At 44.6% G+C, this 21,055-nt stretch carries 14 protein-coding genes; 13 read left to right on the top strand and 1 reads right to left on the bottom strand.

Annotated features, from left to right (window positions below; all coding sequences use genetic code 11):
- Positions 1-96: 96 nt before the first annotated feature.
- From FYJ35_RS03585 to FYJ35_RS03525, 13 genes are all read left to right on the top strand, one after another.
- Positions 97-1,602 (top strand): sugar ABC transporter ATP-binding protein, encoded by a 1,506-nt coding sequence (locus FYJ35_RS03585; RefSeq protein WP_235906331.1) that lies wholly within the window; start codon positions 97-99, stop codon positions 1,600-1,602.
- 21 nt (positions 1,603-1,623) lie between these two features.
- A complete protein-coding gene (locus FYJ35_RS03580; RefSeq protein ID WP_154523227.1) occupies positions 1,624-2,640 on the top strand; it encodes an ABC transporter permease in 1,017 nt (338 codons plus the stop codon).
- Positions 2,637-3,665, top strand: a complete 1,029-nt coding sequence (locus FYJ35_RS03575; RefSeq protein WP_154523224.1) for an ABC transporter permease — start codon at positions 2,637-2,639, stop codon at positions 3,663-3,665. The genes FYJ35_RS03580 and FYJ35_RS03575 overlap by 4 nt, the downstream gene beginning before the upstream one ends.
- Positions 3,666-3,694: 29 nt before the next feature.
- The gene (locus tag FYJ35_RS03570) at positions 3,695-5,218 is read left to right on the top strand and encodes an FGGY-family carbohydrate kinase (protein WP_154523221.1); all 1,524 of its coding nucleotides are present in this window, start codon (positions 3,695-3,697) and stop codon (positions 5,216-5,218) included.
- 69 nt (positions 5,219-5,287) lie between these two features.
- Entirely contained in the window at positions 5,288-6,106 is an 819-nt protein-coding gene (locus FYJ35_RS03565) for a BtpA/SgcQ family protein (protein WP_328597032.1), read from the top strand.
- Positions 6,107-6,115: 9 nt separating this feature from the next.
- Complete coding sequence (locus FYJ35_RS03560; protein ID WP_154523219.1) at positions 6,116-7,183, top strand: aminopeptidase; 1,068 nt, start codon at positions 6,116-6,118, stop codon at positions 7,181-7,183.
- An 884-nt stretch (positions 7,184-8,067) separates the two neighbouring features.
- Entirely contained in the window at positions 8,068-9,387 is a 1,320-nt protein-coding gene (locus FYJ35_RS03555; protein ID WP_205839693.1) for an ABC transporter substrate-binding protein, read from the top strand.
- Positions 9,388-9,535: 148 nt separating this feature from the next.
- Positions 9,536-10,432, top strand: coding sequence for a carbohydrate ABC transporter permease (locus FYJ35_RS03550; protein WP_205839692.1), 897 nt, complete (start codon positions 9,536-9,538; stop codon positions 10,430-10,432).
- Positions 10,429-11,268, top strand: coding sequence for a carbohydrate ABC transporter permease (locus FYJ35_RS03545; RefSeq protein ID WP_154523210.1), 840 nt, complete (start codon positions 10,429-10,431; stop codon positions 11,266-11,268). The genes FYJ35_RS03550 and FYJ35_RS03545 overlap by 4 nt, the downstream gene beginning before the upstream one ends.
- A gap of 13 nt (positions 11,269-11,281) precedes the next feature.
- On the top strand, positions 11,282-12,208 hold the full coding sequence (locus FYJ35_RS03540) for a helix-turn-helix transcriptional regulator (RefSeq protein ID WP_154523207.1): 927 nt from the start codon (positions 11,282-11,284) through the stop codon (positions 12,206-12,208).
- A gap of 36 nt (positions 12,209-12,244) precedes the next feature.
- Positions 12,245-14,254, top strand: coding sequence for an alpha-L-fucosidase (locus FYJ35_RS03535; protein ID WP_205839691.1), 2,010 nt, complete (start codon positions 12,245-12,247; stop codon positions 14,252-14,254).
- A gap of 21 nt (positions 14,255-14,275) precedes the next feature.
- The gene (locus FYJ35_RS03530; RefSeq protein ID WP_154523201.1) at positions 14,276-15,178 is read left to right on the top strand and encodes a D-psicose 3-epimerase; all 903 of its coding nucleotides are present in this window, start codon (positions 14,276-14,278) and stop codon (positions 15,176-15,178) included.
- Between the two features lie 22 nt (positions 15,179-15,200).
- Positions 15,201-16,979, top strand: a complete 1,779-nt coding sequence (locus tag FYJ35_RS03525; protein WP_154523198.1) for an L-fucose isomerase — start codon at positions 15,201-15,203, stop codon at positions 16,977-16,979.
- 226 nt (positions 16,980-17,205) lie between these two features.
- On the opposite strand, the gene FYJ35_RS03520 is transcribed toward FYJ35_RS03525, so the two are convergent.
- Entirely contained in the window at positions 17,206-21,036 is a 3,831-nt protein-coding gene (locus tag FYJ35_RS03520) for an InlB B-repeat-containing protein (RefSeq protein ID WP_154523195.1), read from the bottom strand.
- Between the last annotated feature and the right edge of the window lie 19 nt (positions 21,037-21,055).

The following is a 21,055-nucleotide window of genomic DNA, read 5'->3' as shown; positions in this document are numbered from 1 at the left end:
ACCGAATTTGATTCTTGAGCAGAAGAGCAGTGGCCAGTGCCGCCGCTCTTCTGCTCAATTAAAGAGGATCGAATGACTTAAAAGGGTGGTGAAACATTGAAGGCTATTGTTGAGGTTCAGAACTTATATAAATCATTCTATGGTGCGCTAGCGTTGAACGGAATGAATTTCACAATCAATGAGGGTGAAATTCGCTGCTTGATCGGTGAAAATGGTTGTGGAAAATCTACGTTGATTAAAGTTATTTCTGGGTTTCATTCATTTGATAGTGGTGAATTGATTATCAATAACAAAAGATATGAAAAGATTACGACTGCTGAAGCAATTGCGGAGGGAATTCAAGTAATCTATCAGGACTTTTCGCTGTTCCCTAACATGACGATTGCCGAAAACATCATGATGTACTCGACAGTGGCGGAAAGAAAAATACATGTTGACTGGAATGACATAAAAGCAAGTGCGAAGAAGATTCTTGACCAGGTTGGTTTTGAGATAGACCCCAATTTGTATGTAGCAGGTTTGAGCGTAGCGCAGAAGCAAATGGTGGCGATATGTAGGGCGATTGTGCAGAAAGCAAAACTACTTATCATGGATGAACCTACAACGGCTTTAACAACGAAAGAGGTGCAGCGGCTTTTCGAAATTGTAAGGAGATTGAAAGATAGTGGTGTTTCAGTGCTGTTTGTGAGTCATAAGCTTGATGAAGTATCACAAATATGTGATAGCTATACGATCATGCGAAATGGGAGAAGGGTATTTCAATCAGACGTAGGTGATGCAAAAATTACAAATGAAGAGATCGTCTACTATATGACTGGGAAAAGATATTCAAATTCCAAGTTTACCTATGTTCCGAAAAACGATATTCCAGCGATGAAAGTAAATGGCTTGTGTTATAAGAAGGCTTTTAGGGATATTCAATTTACGCTTCGTAAAGGGGAGGTCCTGGGGATAACTGGTTTGCTTGGGTGTGGCAGAAGTGAACTGGCTAAAGCATTGTTTGGCCTCATTACGCCGACCAAGGGAAGTATCGAAATTTCGGGGAAAAATGTCGGTATTTTTAGGAATGTTGAAGAGGCGATTCGATACAAAATTGCTTATGTGCCTGAAGACCGATTGACTGAAGGGCTGCATCTGGATCAGTCAATTGCAGACAACATCATAGCAAGAATCATCAGAGATTATACGAATAAAGCGGGTATTGTTAATGTAAAAAGATTAAAGAAAAAACAGTACGAAAGTATGAATTTAATGGAAGTAACAGGAATGATTCCTGGGAATCCGGCAAATTCATTATCAGGTGGAAATCAACAGAAAATTGTACTAATGAAATGGCTGGCTTCAGAGCCGAATATTCTGATTCTTAATTGCCCGACAGTTGGAGTTGATGTTGGCGCGAAAAGTGATATCCACAATATCATCAAAGACTTGGCAATAGAAAAGGGGATAGGGGTCATAGTTGTCTCAAATGATAATTATGAATTGATGCAAACATGTAATCGTGTTTTGGTGATGAAAGAGGGCTGTGTCGTAGAAGAATTATTTATTAAGGATCAAACCCTTGATGAATTTGAGATGATGACGGAACGGGCAGAGAGCTGAGAAGGGAGGGAAGTGAATCATATGAAAAGACTCTGTAAGACAAGCCAATTTGCGTTATTTGCTTTGCTTGTAATAACAATTCTTGTCTTTGGCGTAATGAACCATGACATCCTCTCAGTCGCGAGCTTGTATTCGCTGGCCAGAACATGTACGGTTCCGGCAATCTTCGCATTAGCGATTATGGTTGTTATGGTAATTGGCGAACTGGACATGTCTTATTGTATGATAGGAGCGTTTTCTTCATACGCTGTTTTCTTTGCGTTACACGAAAAAAGTATTACAAAATTTCCTCTCCTGGTTATATTTTTGGCAGCGGTTGGAATTTCTATTGTGCTGCAACTTCTCAACTGGTTTTTAATTGATCAATTGCATATCCTTTCGTTTATCGCCACCCTCGGAACTCAAACTTTTTTAAAAGGGGCTATTCTGGCATTCGTCGGATCATCCTACATCTATGATATCCCTAAGTCTGCGGTTGACTTTGGAACGACATATTTGTTATCAGCGTCGTACAAAAGTGGAGTTGCAACGCAACTTCCATTGGCCGTCATCATTATGATTGGCATGTATGTTCTGATGAATCTGATTCTGGAACATACGGTTTTTGGACGCAAACTTTATGCAATTGGTGGAGACCCGGATGCGGCAAAGAGGGCGGGCATTAATGTATCTCAGACACGTTTGATAGCATTTATCATAGTAGGTGTTATTTGCGGAATCGGTGGTGTGGTACACAACTGTCTTGGACGTTGTTCTTTGCCTATGCCAACGGATCTGGTGGGACAGGAGCTGAACGGAATAGCAGCGGTTGTATTGGGACGCGGAGCTTCACAAAGGGCGAAAGGCACTGTATCTGGTACACTTATTGGTGTCTTATTGCTGCAGTTTATATCGAACAACCTGATTATGATCGGGGTTCCGTCCTACTACCAGGGGTTTGTAACAGGATTGATTATATTTGTCGGGCTCGTTACGCAAACTCAAATTGGAAGTACTCTGTTTTCAAAGATATTGGGCAAGAAAGGGGCGGTACAATGAAAAAGACTGCTGTGAGATCATTTGACCCGGATGTTGCGAAAATGCTTGCCATTACAATTGTGATATTTGTGATCATGGTTGTATTAAACGGAAATTTTGCTAAGTCCAGTAATCTGACATCAATGTGCTACCAACTCCCGGAGCTCGGATTATACTCCCTGGCAATGATGATGGTGATGCTTACGGGCGGGATTGACTTATCTGTTGTCTCTATTGGAAATTTGTCCGCGATACTGGCAGCAAAGATCATGAAATATGCGACAACGAATGGTTTCTCAGGAATAAAGCTATTTTGTTTTGTGATTTTGGGGATTATTGTTGCACTGTGCGTTGGCTGCTTCTTTGGTGCTATTAACGGGTTAGTCGTCTCAAAGATCAAGATCGTACCGATGCTGGCAACAATGGCAACGTCGGAAATAATAGAGGGAATATCTATCATATTAACGCAGGGGCATTCGGTCAATGGCGCACCAGAACAGTTTACAAGATATGGGGCAACAACATTGGCCGCCATTCCTTATAGTATGTGGATTTTGATTCTTGTGATTATGTTTACCGCATTTTTACTGCACAGAACCCGTTTCGGATTTGAGGCGAAGATGGTGGGATCGAATCCGAAAGCGAGTCATTTCACAGGGATGAATACCAGCCAGGTTTATACAAAAGCATATTTATATAGCGGGGTAGTCAGTTCAATATGCGGGATTATGATCCTCATGAGAACCAATGCTGCAAAAGCTGATTATGCGGTGACATATGTTATGCAGGCTATTCTTTGTGCTGTACTGGGGGCAACAAATCCGAATGGAGGACATGCAAAGGTGACTTGCATGGTGCTTGCGCTGCTCTCCCTTCAATTCTTGTCATCTGGTTTCAATATGATGCATTTGAGCAGCTATTTTAAAGAGTTTACATGGGGGCTCCTGTTAATTGCAGTATTAGCATTGAATTTCCTGACAGATTATATTCGCCAGAAAAAAGGCCAGCATAAAGCAGTGCAAACAACAGGCAGCGCGGCGAGCTAAGCGAGAAAAACTATCTGAAGGAGATAAACATGCGAAAAAAGTATCTTTTAGGCGTGGATGTTGGAACTTCTGCGACGAAGGGAACATTAACAGACCTTTGTGGAAATGTACTTTCAGTTGCATCCCGCGAGCATGAGATTATATCTCCGGCTCCCGGATTTGCGGAGCATGACCCCATTGGAGAATGGTTAGAAGATTTTACGAGTATTTGTCTCGACTTGCTTAACCAGATCCATGGAAGTGCAGAGGAGATCGCGTGTATTGGGATAAGCACCATTATGGCAGCTGTTACGGTTGTTGATGAACAATGTAAACCACTCAGGAATGCGATTCTGTACGGGATTGACACAAGATGCACGCAGCAAGTGAAAAAATTAAATGAAGATATTGGTGCCAATACATGGAGAAAGCGATACGGAACTGAATGTACGATTGAACACTTCGGCCCCAAACTTCTCTGGATTAAGGAAAATGAACCGGAATTATTTGCAAAAGCAAAACATGTCACATTTGCTTCAGGATTCCTTACCGCAAGATTAACCGGAAATTTCTATGTTGATCGGTATTCGGCAAGCAGCGCATTACCAATGTTTGATCCTCAGAAACAGGATTGGGACGATGACATGTGCAAGTATGTCTGTCCGAAAGAGATGCTACCACATGTAGCAAATAGTACATACTCGATAATAGGAAGGGTTACCCGGAAAGCATCGGTAGAAACCGGATTATGTGAAGGAACACCAGTGATCTGCGGGACAACGGATGCCGGAGCCGAGGCGGTAAGTGTTGGTGTTGTGAATCCGGGGGATACGATGCTTATGTATGGCTCCACTGCGTTCTATTCGCATGTTACTGATAAGTCAGTAACGGATTCATCACTGTGGGGAACGGGATTCACGATCGATAACAGGTATGCTTACACAGGAGGAATGGCAACGACTGGCTCATTAACAAAGTGGATCAAAAATCAGCTTGCGAAAGATCTGGTGATCAAAGAAAGGAATGCAGGAATAGATGCTTATCATGAGTTGTTTCAGGAAGCTGAGAGTGTTCCACCGGGAAGTAGCGGTTTAATAGTATTGCCTTATTTTCAAGGTGAGCGGATGCCAATCATGGATCCGTTTGCTAAGGGCGTGTTTTTTGGGTTAAACCTCAGTCATACACGGGGACATCTTGTACATGCAGCTTTGGAAGGGGTTGGCTTTGGAATTGATCAGAATCTGGAATTGCTTAGAAAAGCGGGTTTTTGTATAGACACTGTGACTGCAGTTGGAGGTGGTACAAAATGTAAGTTATGGTTGCAAATTGTCAGTGATATTTGCAATATAACGCAACAGGTACCGAAGATCACAATTGGAGCTTCATATGGGGATGCATTATTGGCAGGACTTGCTGTAGGGAGTATTCGGTCGCCGGACGATATTAAGAAGCTGGTAACAACCCACTATATCGTTTCTCCGAGAAACGAGAATAAAGAAACCTATATGCATCTGAAAACGATTTACCGGGAGTTGTATGAGAGAAACAAAGATATCATGCATGAGTTATGGTAACGAGCAAGAATTTTCAAATTATGCGGATCATTGCTATCAGATATTATTATTTTACAGGAGGAAAAGAGGATGAGCTTGAGTTGGATTAAGGATGTCTATGGGACAGAAAAGCCGATTATCGCAATGTGCCATTTACAGGCAATGCCAGGAGACCCTTATTATGATAAAGGGAAGGGGATGAAGGATGTATTGGATAAGGCTCGTCATGACCTACTGGCGCTGCAGAACGGTGGAGTAGACGCCGTAATGTTTAGCAATGAATTTAGTTTACCATACTTAACAAAAGTTCGGACTGAAACAGTCGCGTGTATGGCAAGGATTATTGGCGAGCTTAAAGATGAAATTTCAGTTCCGTTTGGAGTGAATTGTCTGTGGGATCCGATTGCTTCCCTTGACCTTGCAGCTGCAACAGATGCGAAATTTATTCGAGAAATATTTACAGGAGTGTATGCAAGCGATTTTGGGCTATGGAATACGAACTGCGGCGAAGTTGTGCGTCATCAACATGAAATTGGTGCTGAAAATGTTAGATTGATGTTCAATATTGTTCCGGAGGCGGCTCAGTATCTGGTAGACAGACCAATAGAATCTATTGCAAAGACGACAGTGTTTAATTGCAGACCGGATGTCTTGTGTGTATCAGGGGCGACTGCAGGAAGTGCGACAAATCCAGAAATTCTTGAGAAAGTGAAGAAGACAGTTCCGGAAACGGCAGTGTTTGCTAATACGGGGTGTCGTGTAAATACGATCGAGAAGTTTCTTTCGATTGCAGACGGGGCAGTAGTTGGAACAACATTCAAGATTGATGGAAAGTTTGAGAACCTTACAGATGAGGCAAGGGTTAGGGAGTTCATGGACACTGTGAAGGCATTCAGAGACCGGAAATGAGGCGAGTACATGGGTGAGACAGATAAGCGGTGGAAGAAGCTCGGCGATATGCTGATTAATTGGTCGTTACAGATGAAGCCAGGGGAAAAGTTGATGATCATGATGTATGAAACGGAGACATACCCGCTGGCGTTGGCAACTTATGAAGCGTGCATTAAAGCAGGTGGTTATGCGCAGATTCAGTTTATGACTGAGGAGATTAAGCATGCAATTTTGAAATACGGAAACAACGATCAGATCTCCTGGGTCCCGGAAATAGAAAAATATGGAATGGAGTGGGCTGACTGTTATCTTGGGTTACGGGGGGCTTTTAACTTAAGTGAGTGCTTTGATATACAGTCTGAAAAAATTGCCAGCTACCAAAGTGCAATGGGGGTTATTTCTGGGCTGCGATGGAAAAATACACGGTGGGGGCTCGTGAGAGTCCCGAATGAAAGGTTTGCCCAGCAGGCACATGTCAGTTATGAATATATGATGGACATGTTTTTTAATGCATGCAACATTGACTGGAAAGAACATGTGCAACAATGGCAACGTGTAGCTGATATTTTGGATAATGGCTCACATATACATTTGCTAGCTGATGGAACAGACTTTGAGTTTGATTATGGGGGAGAGAAATGGATTGTTTCCGATAACAGGATTAATATCCCGGACGGGGAAATGAATGTTTCACCAATTTGGAATTCTGTGAAGGGATATGTATCATTCGAGTTCCCGGCAACCATTGGTGGGAAGGTCATCCATAATCTGAAACTTCACTTTAAAGATGGGGTTGTCTCTGAAGTGCAGGCGGATGATAACGTGGATTTCGTTAAAAAGATCATTGCCACGGATGAGTGCTCTAATCGTATTGGAGAATTTGCTTTCGGAACCAATCCTTTCATTAATATATGTACGACTGACATTCTAATTGATGAGAAAATTGGCGGTACGTGTCACATGGCTCTTGGACGTCCATATAATGGAGCATACTACTCTTCAATTCACTGGGATATTATCAAAGATACCCGGAAGAATGCAAAGGTGTATATGGATGACAAACTGATCTTTCAGGATGGGAAGTTCTTAATTTAAATTCTATATTGAGATGAAAAAGCCAGGAGCATCGATCGTTACACAGTCAATGCTTCTGGTTTTTCTTGACACCTTGTTCAGATCATATCTACCATTCATCCGCTTGGGTGGCAATGCCGATCCCGTTTACCACTTTCTTGATAAAAAGATTATCTTTTGTACATGACCGCTGACGACAACAGGTTTCTGTGCATCTACTACAGCAAAGTAAAGGAATTCTTGTGGGGACAGAAAAAGTAACTGATTAACAAGCATTAAACTCATATCTTATCGTTGCAAAATTTTTACCATACGGTGGATACTACGTATTGGAAAAAATTGGAGGCTTCTGCCATGATAGTGGGTACTCATGCCTCCTGAGTAGACAGTTTCATATTGAAAACCACCTGTGTTCCGATAGTGTATTAGTGTCCGAACTTTTTTTCTTGATATTTACGAAGGATCAGATAACAACTTCGCTTATAGCAAGCACATATTGTCGCTTCTGCCAGCCCATCATATCTTAATGAGCAGTTCATTAGCAGATGAAACAATAGATAAAATATCTTTCTCCATAACGAAGCTCCTTTTTTAGAATCGATAAACTCCATTATAGAAAGTTATCCCGACTTTTTGATGTTTTTCCTAAAAGGAAGCGCTTTGCCGCAAAAATTCGGGATAAGTCCAAAGTCGGAATAAGTGACGTGAGAAAAAGAGTAGAAAATGATAAATAAAGAGTGAACATGACATGTACAAACGAGTTCACTATAAGTATATTATGGGTAAAATAACGAATTAAAGAGAAATAATGAGTCTATATAATGCAATATTATAGAATATTTAAACAGAACTTTCATTTATGTTTGGCATTAACGCCGAATAGAAACAAACAAAGGAGGGAAAATATGAACAAAAAAATGGTCAGAGGGATCCTCACAGCAACCCTTATCGCAGGGGTGATCGCACCTGCGGCAGTTGCATCTGAAACAGAGGGAGGGGCAACGAGTGATTTAAAAGGTGAGTTCTCACTCTTCCACTTTATGGAGGAAGATGGTGGCGGAACGTCCAAGGCTTTCTGGAACGCAGCGAACAAGTTTATGGAAGAGAATCCGAATGTCAAGATTGATTTCGAATTCACTGATTCGGATAATTACCAGGAAAAGCTTACAACGAAGATGGCTGGTAACGAGCTGGGGGATGTGTGGTTAACGAAAGGAGATATGCTTCCTACATTCGCAGACGGTGGACTGATTCAGCCGGCTGATAAACTGATTGATCAGGATCAGGAGTGGCGTGACAGTTATATTGACGGTGCATTTACAGACTGTACATTTGATGGTACAGAATGGGGCGTTCCGTTCCAGATGCAGGCGAACTGCATTGGAATTTACAACAAGGACATATTTGATGAAGTGGGCATTGATGGTTGGCCGGAGACTTTTACGGAGTTGGAGGAAGATTGCAAGAAACTTAAGGATGCAGGTTATATCCCGATTGCCATGGGCAACAAAGACCAGTGGCTTGCTGAGTCAGCCGTGTTTAACACATTCGCATACCGCTACATTGACCAAGATTGGTTTGATTCACTGTCACAGGATAAAGGAGCAAAATTTACAGACGATCAGTTTGTGAAGGCTTTGACCGATTTCCAGTCTCTTGCACAGTATTTCAATGAAGACATGAATGCCATCAATCAGGATGAGATGTTCTCCCTGTACTACAATAAGAAGGCGGCTATGTTTTTCGATGGTGCGTGGTCGATTGGTACGATGATTCAGAAGGCACCGGCCGATGTTCTTTCTGCAACGCACTGCGGGCTGATGCCTGCGGTTGAGGGTGAACCAGGAACCAAGGAAGACACCGCATCTGGAGCAGGATGGAATTATGTGATCAGCTCGAACCTCGAAGGTGACAATCTGACCGCAGCACTTGCATTTCTGAAGGCTGTCACAACAGGTGATTATGCTGGAGATGCTTTGAATCAGGGATTTATCTCATCGGGTAAGGTAGCAGATGATTTTGATATGTCCAGCCTGCAGCCACTGTTTGCAGAATATTATAATCTGGCAAAGACAATGAAGAATCATACAATCTTTGACTGTGCCCTTCCTGCAGAGATTGGATCAGGTGCACTTTATGCAGATACACAGCAGTTGATCGCAGGAACCATGACGCCGGAGCAAATGGCAGAAGACTGTCAGAATGTTCTCGATGAAAGTCGATGATAAGAACATGTAAATCAGATTTGCTTACATGTGGTGGATGAAAGAACAGATAATATGTAAAGAGATTCCGATAGTGTAATCATTGTCGGTTGAAAAGGGCACATAGATGCAGAACCATGCATGGATGTGCCCTTTCTCGGAGGTTGGGATGAATACGAGAGAGATCAGAACAAAAAAGCAGAAAATCTTCGTATACATACTTGTTCTGATTCCCTTTATTGCATTTGTTTCTGTAATGATCGGACCGTTGGCCAATTCTGTTTATTACAGTCTGACGAAGTGGAAGGGAGTCGGCTCACCAAAATTTATCGGTTTTGCAAATTATATCAAATTGTTTAAGACTGCGGATTTCTGGCTTGTGGTCGGTAATACCTTATATTTGACTTTGGTGTGTACCCTCGGGCAGGTTGGAATCGCGTTGGTCATTTGTTTTCTGATGACGATCCGCCGGCTGCGCTTTAAAACATTTCACCGGGCAGTTATCTTCTTCCCAGTGGTAATGGCTCCGGTTGTTGTCGGTTATGTATGGAGATTTATCTACAATGGGGACAATGGATTGCTCAATGCATTCCTGCGTGCGACCGGGCAATCCAGATTGATGAAAAACTGGCTGGGAGATCCTTCCATTGTTTTGAGATCGGTGTCTGTGCCGGTAATCTGGCAATATATCGGACTGTACATGGTCATCATGCTAAGTGCAGTCGCGGCCATTCCTGAAGAAATTTTTGAAAGTGCGGAACTGGATGGATGCACAGGTTTTAAAAAATCGATTTATATTACGCTGCCCATGATCTGGGACTCGTTTAAGATCTGCATCATTCTGTGTGCTTCCGGAACGATGAAGATTTACGATCATCTGGTGGCTCTTACAAATGGAGGCCCAGGACGATCATCTGAATCGATGGCAATGTACTGTTACGAATATACATTCAGGTATGGAAACTTTGGAATGGGAGCTGCAATTGCCGTAGCGATTCTGGTTTTTGCATTCGCAATAGCCGGAACATTGCAGTTTGTCATGACGAGAAGGAAGATATACGAATGAGTAAGAAAAAAGCCAAGAATGCAGGATGGAATCTTCTTGTAAATATCCCGATTATGTTTTTGTCGCTGTCATGTATCTACCCGGTGGTCTGGCTTATATACTCTTCGCTCAAGACAGACCAGGAGTTTGCAGTCAATCCCATGTCACTTCCACTGCATCCGATGTTCAGCAACTATGTGGAGGCGTTCAAAAAAGCCCATTTTGGAACGTTTTTATTCAATACAGCTTATAACAGCATTGTGTCACTAATCCTTGTTCTCTTTATTTCATTTATTATGGGGTATCTTCTCTCCAGATATAGATTCAAGGGAAGAGGAATCATATTTGGACTGCTTCTTGCGTCGATGATGATTCCGATCTATGCACTGATTGTGCCAATTTTCATCCAGGAGAAAAAAATCGGAATTCTGAATACAAGAGTCTCATTGATTCCGGTATATGTGATGATGGAACTGCCGACGTCTGTTTTTCTGATTGATGGGTACTTGAGAGGACTTTCCACGGAACTAGAAGATGCGGCGGCAATTGATGGTGCAAACCTCTGGCAGACCATGTGGAAGGTTATTTTCCCGATCTGCAAGCCAATCATTTCAACAGTTGTTATTTTGACCTTCATGCACGTATGGAATGAGTTCGCGTTTGCGCAGGTTCTGATCAGCAAAGAGGAGCTGAAAACTATCCAGATTGGGCTGACGTATTTCACATCCCAGTACATGAAGAGCTATACCTTGCTTCTTTCCGGCCTGGCGATGGCAACATTTCCGGTGCTGGTGATTTATCTTTTCTTCTATAACCAGATTATGCATGGGATGATGGCAGGAGCAGTCAAAGGATAAGGAGAGAAAATTGTTGACCTACGAAGAAATCAGAGACATCGATCCTTATATTCGGATGATGAGAGTAAAGAAAACCTATGGTCTTACTGGGAAGTGGAGAGACCTGGATCATGTTTTCACGTATCTTGTCTCAGGAAGTGCTGATTTTATTATCGGAGGCGTAAGCCATACTCTGACAGCCGGGGACGTCATCCTTTTTCCTCCATTGCTCACCCATATGATTATACAGCGGGATCAGCAGCTTCTGACGCAGTATATTTTTCACTTTGATTTCTATGAGGATAAACGAAGAACTGCTATTCCGAATCACGATATTCTCGGAAGCGAGGATGAGAACATCGTACCGCAGAAGGAACTTCTAATGAAGAACGAGGCGGTGATTTCTCACTTCAGCGAGGAATTGAGACAGGAGTTTATGCATCAATATTTGATGATGCGCGCGGAGTTCATGGACCACAGAGAAGGGAGAGAATATTTTCTCAAGCAGTATTGCAGGATGATTCTAGCCATGACACTGCGCTCTGCAGAGCCGGAAAAGATGGACGAATTGAAAAACAAAAAGGCTTGGGCACTTGTGGAAAAGACGGTCAATTTTCTGAATTCAGTACCGGTGGATGAAGAGTTAAGCAACGATGAAATCGCATTTCATATTGGAGTTTCGCCAAATTATCTTACGAAGAGCTTCAGTGAATGCCTGGGGGTATCGCTGCATCAGTATATTATTATGATGCGAATGGAGAAAGCACAGAAACTTCTCTTGAGTGGAAAGGAGAATATAACAGAGATCGCACAGAAGCTGGGATATTCGAACATATTTGTGTTTAGTAAGGCATTCAAGAGATATTTAGGTGTCAGCCCAAGTTATTTCATTGAACACACGGTAAACATCGAACAGGAAAACATGAGTGTGTTTAATCATGACAACAAAGAGGTTAACTGACATATGTGGACAGACGGAAATTACAGAAGGAATTTGATGGACATGCACATAGCAGATGACAATCCGGTTTACTTGAGTCATCTAAATACGGAAGAGTATGTGGATGCGTTAAAAGATGCTGGTATTCAGGCAGCGATGGTCAAGGCAAAACCGCATACTGGCTTGTGTTACTATCCAACCAGAATCGGAGAGATGCATAAAAATCTGAAAGGATATGATTTCTTCGGAGACATGGTTCAGAAGTGCCATGAAAAAGGAATCAAGGTTGTTGCATATTATTCGCAGATATTTGATAACTGGGCTTACGAGCACCATTTATCATGGAGGATGGTCTGTGCGGATGGAAAATGCTTCAGGGAATACAGAAATCTATCAAATTTTCGAACAGGAAGATACGGTATTGTCTGCCCGAACAATCCGGAGTATCGGGAATATGTTCGTGAGAGCCTTCAGGAATTATGCCAGAATTATGAATTCGATGGAATATTTCTTGATATGCCGTTCTGGCCGGATATCTGCTTCTGCCCTTCCTGCCGTGAAAGATATTTCAAAGAGACAGGAAAGGAACTGCCGCGCATGATCGACTGGAACAACCCGGATTTTCTGGAATATGCATACCGGAGAGATCAGTGGATGACAGATTTTGCCAAGGCATCTACACAAGCAGTGAAAGAAATACGCCCGAATGTAATAGTGGAACATCAGTTTTCAAGGATCACAATGCCGTGGTCCGATGGCGTTTCTGAAGAGCTGATGGATGCGTCAGATGTAGCAAGCGGTGATTATTATGGAGGGTTTTTGCAACAGACATTCATAAATAAATATTATCAGAATGTTTCTCCTCGTCTTCCATTTGTTTACCATACTTCGCGGTGTGACCCCGAATTGACTTATCATACGACAACAAAAACTAGGGATGAGCTATTTCTTCATGTAATCACGGCGCTGGTTCATAATGGGGCATTCCTGCTGGTAGATGCCATCAATCCGGATGGCTCTATTGTTCCGGATGTCTATCACAGGACAATGAAGGAAATATACCAGAAAACTTCACAATATGAGCCGTATGTCGGTGGGAAGATGATACATGATGTCTCCATCTGGTTGGCATCTCATGCTAAATACTCACCGGATGAGACAGGGAAAGAGATCAGTGAACATTTGCACGAGCCTGGTGTGTATCTGGATGCTCCGGTATCTGCAGCGTCCATACTGAGGGCAGAAAACATTCCGTTTTCAGTTATTGGATCCAGGAATATTGCAGACGATCCATCAAAAGTACTGATCCTTTCTCATGTTTCCCATATCCGTGCGGAAGAGATGGATGCAATTGAAAGGTATCTTCTGAGAGGTGGAAATCTTCTGATCAGTGGGCCGATCGGAAGCAAACGTCTGCAGAAGCTTCTCGGAGTCAGAGTAACTGGGCGTACGGAGCATACTTTTACCTATATGAGCCCGACGGAAGCAGGAATGCAGTACTTTGAAGGATTCAGTCATCTGGCTCCGTTGACAGTTCCAATGAGGCAGACAACAGTTGAGATTGAGAACCCGACAGATCTGACCATACTGGCAAAACTAACGCTGCCATATACAATGACTGGGACTGGTCGGTTTGCGGCGATTCATTCAAACCCGCCCGGAATTTATACAGATCACCCTGCCGCCATCGAGAAGAAACTCGAACATGGCCGTATCATATGGACGGCGGCTCCGATCGAACTTTCGAAACCCTATATGAGCAGGCTAGTTTTCTTCAGGATGGTTAAAAAACTTGCCGGAAGTCTGTCACTGGAATCGGACGCTCCGAAATATGTGGAAACACTTCACTGGATAAAAGAAGGAAAGGACTATCTGGCAGTGATCAATGAACAGGAGGAGCCACCGGTTGTTCCTGTTGATCATATTCATATCACCATACCGACTGCATATGTAAAAGCTGTGAGTCTGCCGGAAGGAGAGGAACTTCCGTGTGAGGCATCGGACGGAAAGATGACGATTACCATACCTCATCTTGAAATTGTAAAAATGATTAGACTTCAGAATTAAACTTGTTCGGAAGGGGAGCACATGAGATACGGGATATATTTTGCTTATTGGGAGAAGGAATGGAACTGCGACCAGACGAAGTATGTGAAAAAGGTAAAGAAGCTCGGATTTGATACGCTTGAAATATCCTGCGCCATTCTGAAACAGATGTCGGATGAACAACTGCGCGAATTCAGACGTATGGCTGAAGATGAAGGGGTGGTGCTGACTGCTGGATATGGGCCAGGGGCTTCTGAAAACCTCGGAAGTCAGGATCCTGATATACAGAAACATGCCATTGCGTTTTATTCTGATCTTCTTCGAAAACTTGAAATATTGAATATTCATACGATTGGAGGAGGAATCTATTCTTACTGGCCGGTTGATTATTCAAAAAAAATTGACAAAGAGGGGGACTGGGTAGCGAGTGTACGAAATGTCCGGACTGTCGGAAAAGAAGCCTTTGACAGGGGAATCGATTTCTGCCTTGAAGTGCTGAATCGATTCGAGGGGTATCTGCTTAATACATGTGAGGAGTGCAGAAGGTTTGTAGATCAAGTAGATGTACCCTCTGTAAAGATCATGCTGGACACTTTCCATATGAATATTGAAGAAGATGATATGTGCGGTGCGATACGACTCGCAGGAAAGCAGCTTGGACATTTTCATGTAGGGGAAAATAACCGCAGGCTTCCAGGGAAAGGTGGACTGGACTGGTATCGGATTGGCGAAGCACTCAGGGATATTGGCTATGACAAAACGGTGGTGATGGAGCCCTTTGTTCAGGAGGGAGGGACTGTCGGTTCAGATATTAAGATCTGGCGTGATTTGAGCCATCATGCCGATGAAAACAGACTGGATACAGATGCGAAGAATTCTGTCGCGTACCTTCGCTATGTGTTTAGTGGACCTTATTCAGACTACAGCAGATCATATAAGGCTTGACTGGAAAGCGAGGTGTCAGGGGATGAAATCATATCCAGTAATTGGAATCAGACCGATTATTGATGCCAGAAGACTTGGGATACGGGATGAACTCGAGGGGAAAACTGCCTCAATGGCACAGGCGGCCATGAAGCTGATCTCGGAACATGCTTTTTATTCGGATGGAACACGGGCAAAGTGCGTGATTGCTGACACAAGTATATCCGGAAGCGAAGAAGCGGCCAGATGTCAGGAAAAATTTCGCAGGGCGAATGTTGTCGCCACGCTTTCTGTGACGCCGAGCTGGTGCTATCCTATGGAAACCATTGATATCGACCCGCTTACCATCAAGGCCATATGGGGATTTAACGGAACGGAGCGCCCGGGTGCAGTATATCTTGCATCGGCATTATCTGCTCACAATGAAGTTGGAATTCCGGTATTTTCAATTTATGGCAGGGATGTTCAGGACATGGAAGATGATTCCATTCCTGCAGATGTTGCCGAAAAGATTCTCCGCTTTGCGCAGTGCTCCATCGCTGTCGGTGAGATGAGAAACAAATCATATGTCGGCTTTGGCGGCGTGTCTATGGGAATCATGGGATCGTTTATAGACCCAAAGTTTCTGATTCACTATCTGGGGATCCGGCCGGAATGGGTTGATATGACGGAAATTCTGAGGCGAATCGAGTATGGGATTTACGATCACAAGGAATATGAGAAGGCTCTTTCCTGGATCAAGGCAAACTGCCCGGAGGGATTTGATAAAAATTTGCCTCAATTGAAACATACAGATGAGCAGAAGGAAGAAGAATGGAAATTTATTGCTAAAATGACGCTTGTTATAAGGGACATCATGTTTGGCAATCCAAAGCTTGCACAGCTGGATGACGGAAAGTGGAAGGAAGAGGCACTTGGGAAGAATGCAGTATTTGCTGGATTTCAGGGGCAGCGTGCATGGACAGACTGGAAACCAAATGCAGATTTCACAGAGGCGATTCTGAATTCTACTTTCGACTGGAATGGGATCAGACAGCCTGCTGTTTTTGCTACAGAAGGGGATAACAATAATGGAATAGCCATGCTTTTTGAAAACCTTCTGACAGGCCAGGCAGCAGGATTCTCCGATGTCAGGTGCTACTGGAGTCCCTCAGCTTTGAAGCGTGTAACCGGATGGGACCCAACAGGCAAGGCTGAAAATGGGTTTATTCATTTGATCAATTCAGGCTCTACATGTCTCGATGGCTGCGGTGCAAGCATCGATGAAGAGGGAAAGCCAGCCATGAAGAAATGGTGGAAAGTCACGGAGGAGGATGAGAAAAACTGCCTGAAGATGACAGACTGGTGCCCGGCAAGCCTTACAGAGTTCCGGGGAGGAGGCTTTTCGTCACATTTTCTCACAAACGTAGAGATGCCTGTCACGATGGCAAGACTGAACCTGGTAGATGGCATAGGACCAACTCTTCAAATTGCTGAGGGTAACACAGTTGTTATGCCGACTGATGTTTTTGACAAGATAAACAAGAGAACAGACAGGACATGGCCAAGCACATTTTTCGCACCGCGTTTGACTGGGAAAGGTGCTTTCAGTGATACGTATACGATGATGTCGGAATGGGGCGCAAACCATGGAGCATGGACGTACGGGCATATTGGGGCGGATCTGATCACACTTTGTGCAATGCTCCGGATCCCAGTGACTATGCATAATGTGAGCGAGGACAGGATTTTTAGACCTCATGTATGGGGAGCTTTCGGTGATAAAGGAAGCGTTGGTGCAGATATAAGGGCTTGTGAGTATTACGGACCGGTATATGGGTAAAACGAAAGCATATTAAATTCATCGGGAATAATTCTTGAGTATTCATTTTCAATGTTTAAGTCGGTTTGAGCACAGATTAGACGACTTTAGGGGTAGCAAGTTAACTCTCTCGCAGGTGCAGAGTGTCAGGAGCACTCATAGACGCAGAAGGAGGCCGGGGCATATATCCCGGTCTCCTTCTGCATTCTTTTTTCAGTTTGTTCTAGCTTTCTCCCAGCTGCTGCTTTCAGTGATCATTCGTCTTGCGTTTCCTGATCGCTGCAAGCCAGACTGCTGCAGCAGCTGCTGCGATCAGGAGGCTGAACCACATTGACAGATTGTTTTCATCACCGGTGTTCGGTGTTTTCCCGGAATCTTCTTTCGGCTTTGTATCTGTCTGATTGGAATCCGGGGTATTTTTTCTCCACTGTGCAGTCAGAGTTGCGTCTGTGAATGCACCATTTTCATCTTTTTCGTGGTAGGTATCACCCGGCTGATATGTGACCGATCCGGTATTCCATCCCAGGAAGGTGTATCCGCTGCGCTTTGGTGCCGTGACAATCATGGCCGCTGTGTCAACGGAATACGTTTCATCGTAAAGACCAGACGTTCCGTCTTTCCACTTACCGCCCTTCGGATTGTAAGTGATGGTGTAGGAAATCCGCTTCCATTGAGCCGTCAGGACATTCTTTTCGGGCTCCAGAGTATCTATATGTATCTCATCTCCGCGCTTGTAGACCGTGCCGTCAGGAGCACTCCAGCCAAGAAATTTGAAATTGGTTCTTTCAGGATCCTCCTCCATGATCTTGTATCGACTGTTCGGAACATCAATTACGATCGATTTCGCCAAATGGTCGTAGGCATAATCGTAAGTAAGGGTCGTTGTCCGTTCGTCGGCCCACTGTGCCTTCAGGATAAGGTCTTTTCCTTTCATTGTAATGTTGCTGCCGGGGAAATAACCCTTACCGTCCGGATCTGTCCAGCAGAGAAATGCGCTTTTGCCTGTCGGTGGAACAAGTCCGTCTGAAGACGCAGCTTTCACTTTGGACCCTTCCGCATAGCGTGTATTGTCTGTCGGAACCGGACCGCTGCCACCGTTCAGATCGTAGGTAACCTTATATCCTTTGGTGTCCTTCGCCCAGGACGCATACAAATCGAGATCATTTGTGACCGGGGAGGCGAAGCTGAACGGATGGTTATCTGCATCGGTCCAGCCGGTAAATGAATAACCGTCCCGGACCGGTTTCTCAGGCTGCGCTACAAGCTGCCCTGCCTTTGCCGGGACTGTAAAACAAGCCTGCCCGTTTTCCGGATGGAATACAACCTTCACATCTTTTGCAACCCAGTGCGCATACAGGACATAGTCATGACCAGGCATTTTAAGCTGTGAAAAATCTGCCTTTTGGATGAAATCAGCATCCCTATACCATCCGTCAAATACAAAATAGTCGGACAGTCCGTCCGGCCTCACAACCGGAGCCTCTTCGGCAAAGGAGGCAAGCGGAGTCCCGTACTTTAACTGCACAGACTTGATATCCCTGGCTTCTGAGTAATCTGTCTTTGCATTTCGGAATGTTAGCGTGTGTACAGCGCGCTTTTCAAGAACGACCAGTGTTTTGCTGCTGTCCAAACGGGCACGAATGTAGGTTGAAAGGCTGGTATCCCATTGATCATTCCAATTAATTTCCCCGTTGTCATCATCATTATTCCGATAGCCAAACTGATAGCCATAGTAAGTTTTTGCACAGTCCTTCGGGGTAAATGCAAAATAACCGGCCCCTGTCGTCCCACGTTCCTTCAGCTGATAATGGCTGGGATCCCTGTAGGCGGTACACTGCTCATCATGATGATCAACTGTTTCGACGTAGATTTCATATCTGGATCCGTTCGAATATTCCTCCGGATATAGCAGCATCGTATCGCTCTTGATGGCGCCGCCGAAATTGAAACCATCACTAAACTCCCATATCCAGTTGGAGGGATCATACTGGAGCCAGTAACCGGTTTTTCCTTCACCGGTATATGGATTATCGTCGCCCGGTGTAAGTCCGTCATCCTCAAAATAGGACCCGAACCGTCCGGTAAACCGCATCCTGACGTCTCCGTCGGCGGATTTTCCGGTATCTGCATAATTTTTGCAGGCTGCATAACTGTTAAAGAAAAGCAGCGTCATGTTTTGTCTGTCAAAGTAAAGCTCGATGACTGTGCTGCCGTCCGCCTCGACTTTTGTTTTACCCGTTGACTTTTTCTCATTGAAAGTCAGCATTCCATAATAGGGTGTCTTCTGGGTGAAATCATCCGACTGGGCAACTTTATCCCAGTAGCTTTTTGCGCTGATTTCCGAATCCGTCAGAACATTTTTTTCTGTAGTAATCTTATACAGGACATAGGGGGCTGTTGAATCGTGCTTCGGATTGTTGGTCTGGATGTAATAAAGAACTCTGTAATGGGATGTCTTTGCTGGCTCCCAGTGAGCAAACAGGGTGATGTCTTTGTCTAATTTTCCTCCGAATTGATACGGGTCTCCGTTCTCCTTCTGTGTGTACCAGCCTTCAAGCGTATAACCGGGTTTGGTCGGCTGATCCGCAGGCTTTTCAGTTACCTCATTCCAGTGATAGTATTTCGATTCCACCGGTGTGCCTCCGTTGGAGTCAAAATCAACCCAGTGGATATCGCCGACAACCGGATACAGGTTCAGATCTTCTGCACCAGCGACGATTTTACTGTCCGGTTCCGTGGCATTTTTATTGACGGACCAGCCCATCAGCTCGCTCCGGGCGGTTTTGAAGAGATCCCTCAGATCATTTGCCTTCACGGTATCTCCCGGCGCATAGGTCTGGGTATTGATTACAGATGCATCATCGCCGGACGATGACATGAAGTATACAGAAATCTCTTTGACCAGCTTCGCCTGCAGGATGACAGGACTGCTCTCATTGTCCGCTGTCAGAGAACCTCCGTTCAGCTGGGAAGCCGTCTGTCCGAAGCCGTTAAACTCTTTCCCGTCCTGCGTGTACCAGCCTTTGAAACGCTGATGACCATCCGTCGGAGTCCCCGGATTCTGAAGCACCTCATTATCGGAAAGAATATGCTCAGCAAACACATTTCCGTTTGCATCCAGGAAGGTATATTTCTGAGTAAAGTGTGAAACCGGATCGGTTACAGCATAAATAGAGAAACTATCCGCATCAAATACGACCGTATCCGCACTCATGCTGGCTGCGGCGACCTCTGCCGGTGCCGCCTGAGTGGTTGCCAGATGATATACCATCAGGTCGGTGCTGCCATTGCTGATCGCTGCCGACACGGCGGAGTTTGTGATGGCAACTTGAATCGCGCCCTCCTGCGGTTCGTAGATTTTTTCTTCATTGTCTTTCGTATACAGGATTGTGATGTCATACGCTGCCAGCACTTTCTGCCCGCCGATGTTTACACTTACCGGATATGCTTTTACGGAAGCGTTCTCCGGCATGACGCCGGACAGCGTAATGCTGCCATCATCACTGCCGGGCTGTCGGAATGTCCCATCCGTATAGATGGTGGCCTGAAGCGTCTGCCGGATCAGTTTCATTTCTTCCGTGTCTGTTTCTGATTCAGACTTCGATTCAGGCTCCGACTCAGAATCTGTTTCAGACGCGGTTTCTGTATTCCCGGCCGGTTCGGCAGGCTGCGATTCGCCGGATCCGCTGTTTGTTTCGGACGCGTCCTGCGGAACCGTTTCACTGCCGGCTTGCGGAACCGTTTCATTGCTGGTTTCAGGAGACGTTTCTGAACTTCCTGCCGGTGCTGTTTCTGGCGTCTGCTTATGTCCATCTGTGGCGGCTTCAGATGTACCTGCTGTCCCGGTCGGACTTTCTGTCTGCTTCTGCTCAGCTACGGCACTGCCCGCTGTTTCTGCGGCTGGTGCGGAAGCCGGCTGCTCGGATTCCGATCCGGGCGCTGAGTTTGTTTCGGTTGTTGTCTCACTTTGTGCTTCTGCAGCGTGTAAGCTGAACAATCCCGCTGGCGAGCAGGCGGTCAGCGAGGCTGTTAAAAGCAACGCTGTTACTTTTTTAAGAACAACATTTCTTTTTTTCATACGTTCGTTCCCTTCTTTC

It is taken from the genome of Porcincola intestinalis (assembly GCF_009696445.1).
Lineage (GTDB): Bacteria > Bacillota > Clostridia > Lachnospirales > Lachnospiraceae > Porcincola > Porcincola intestinalis.
This window is presented reverse-complemented; position numbering and strand designations above follow the sequence as displayed.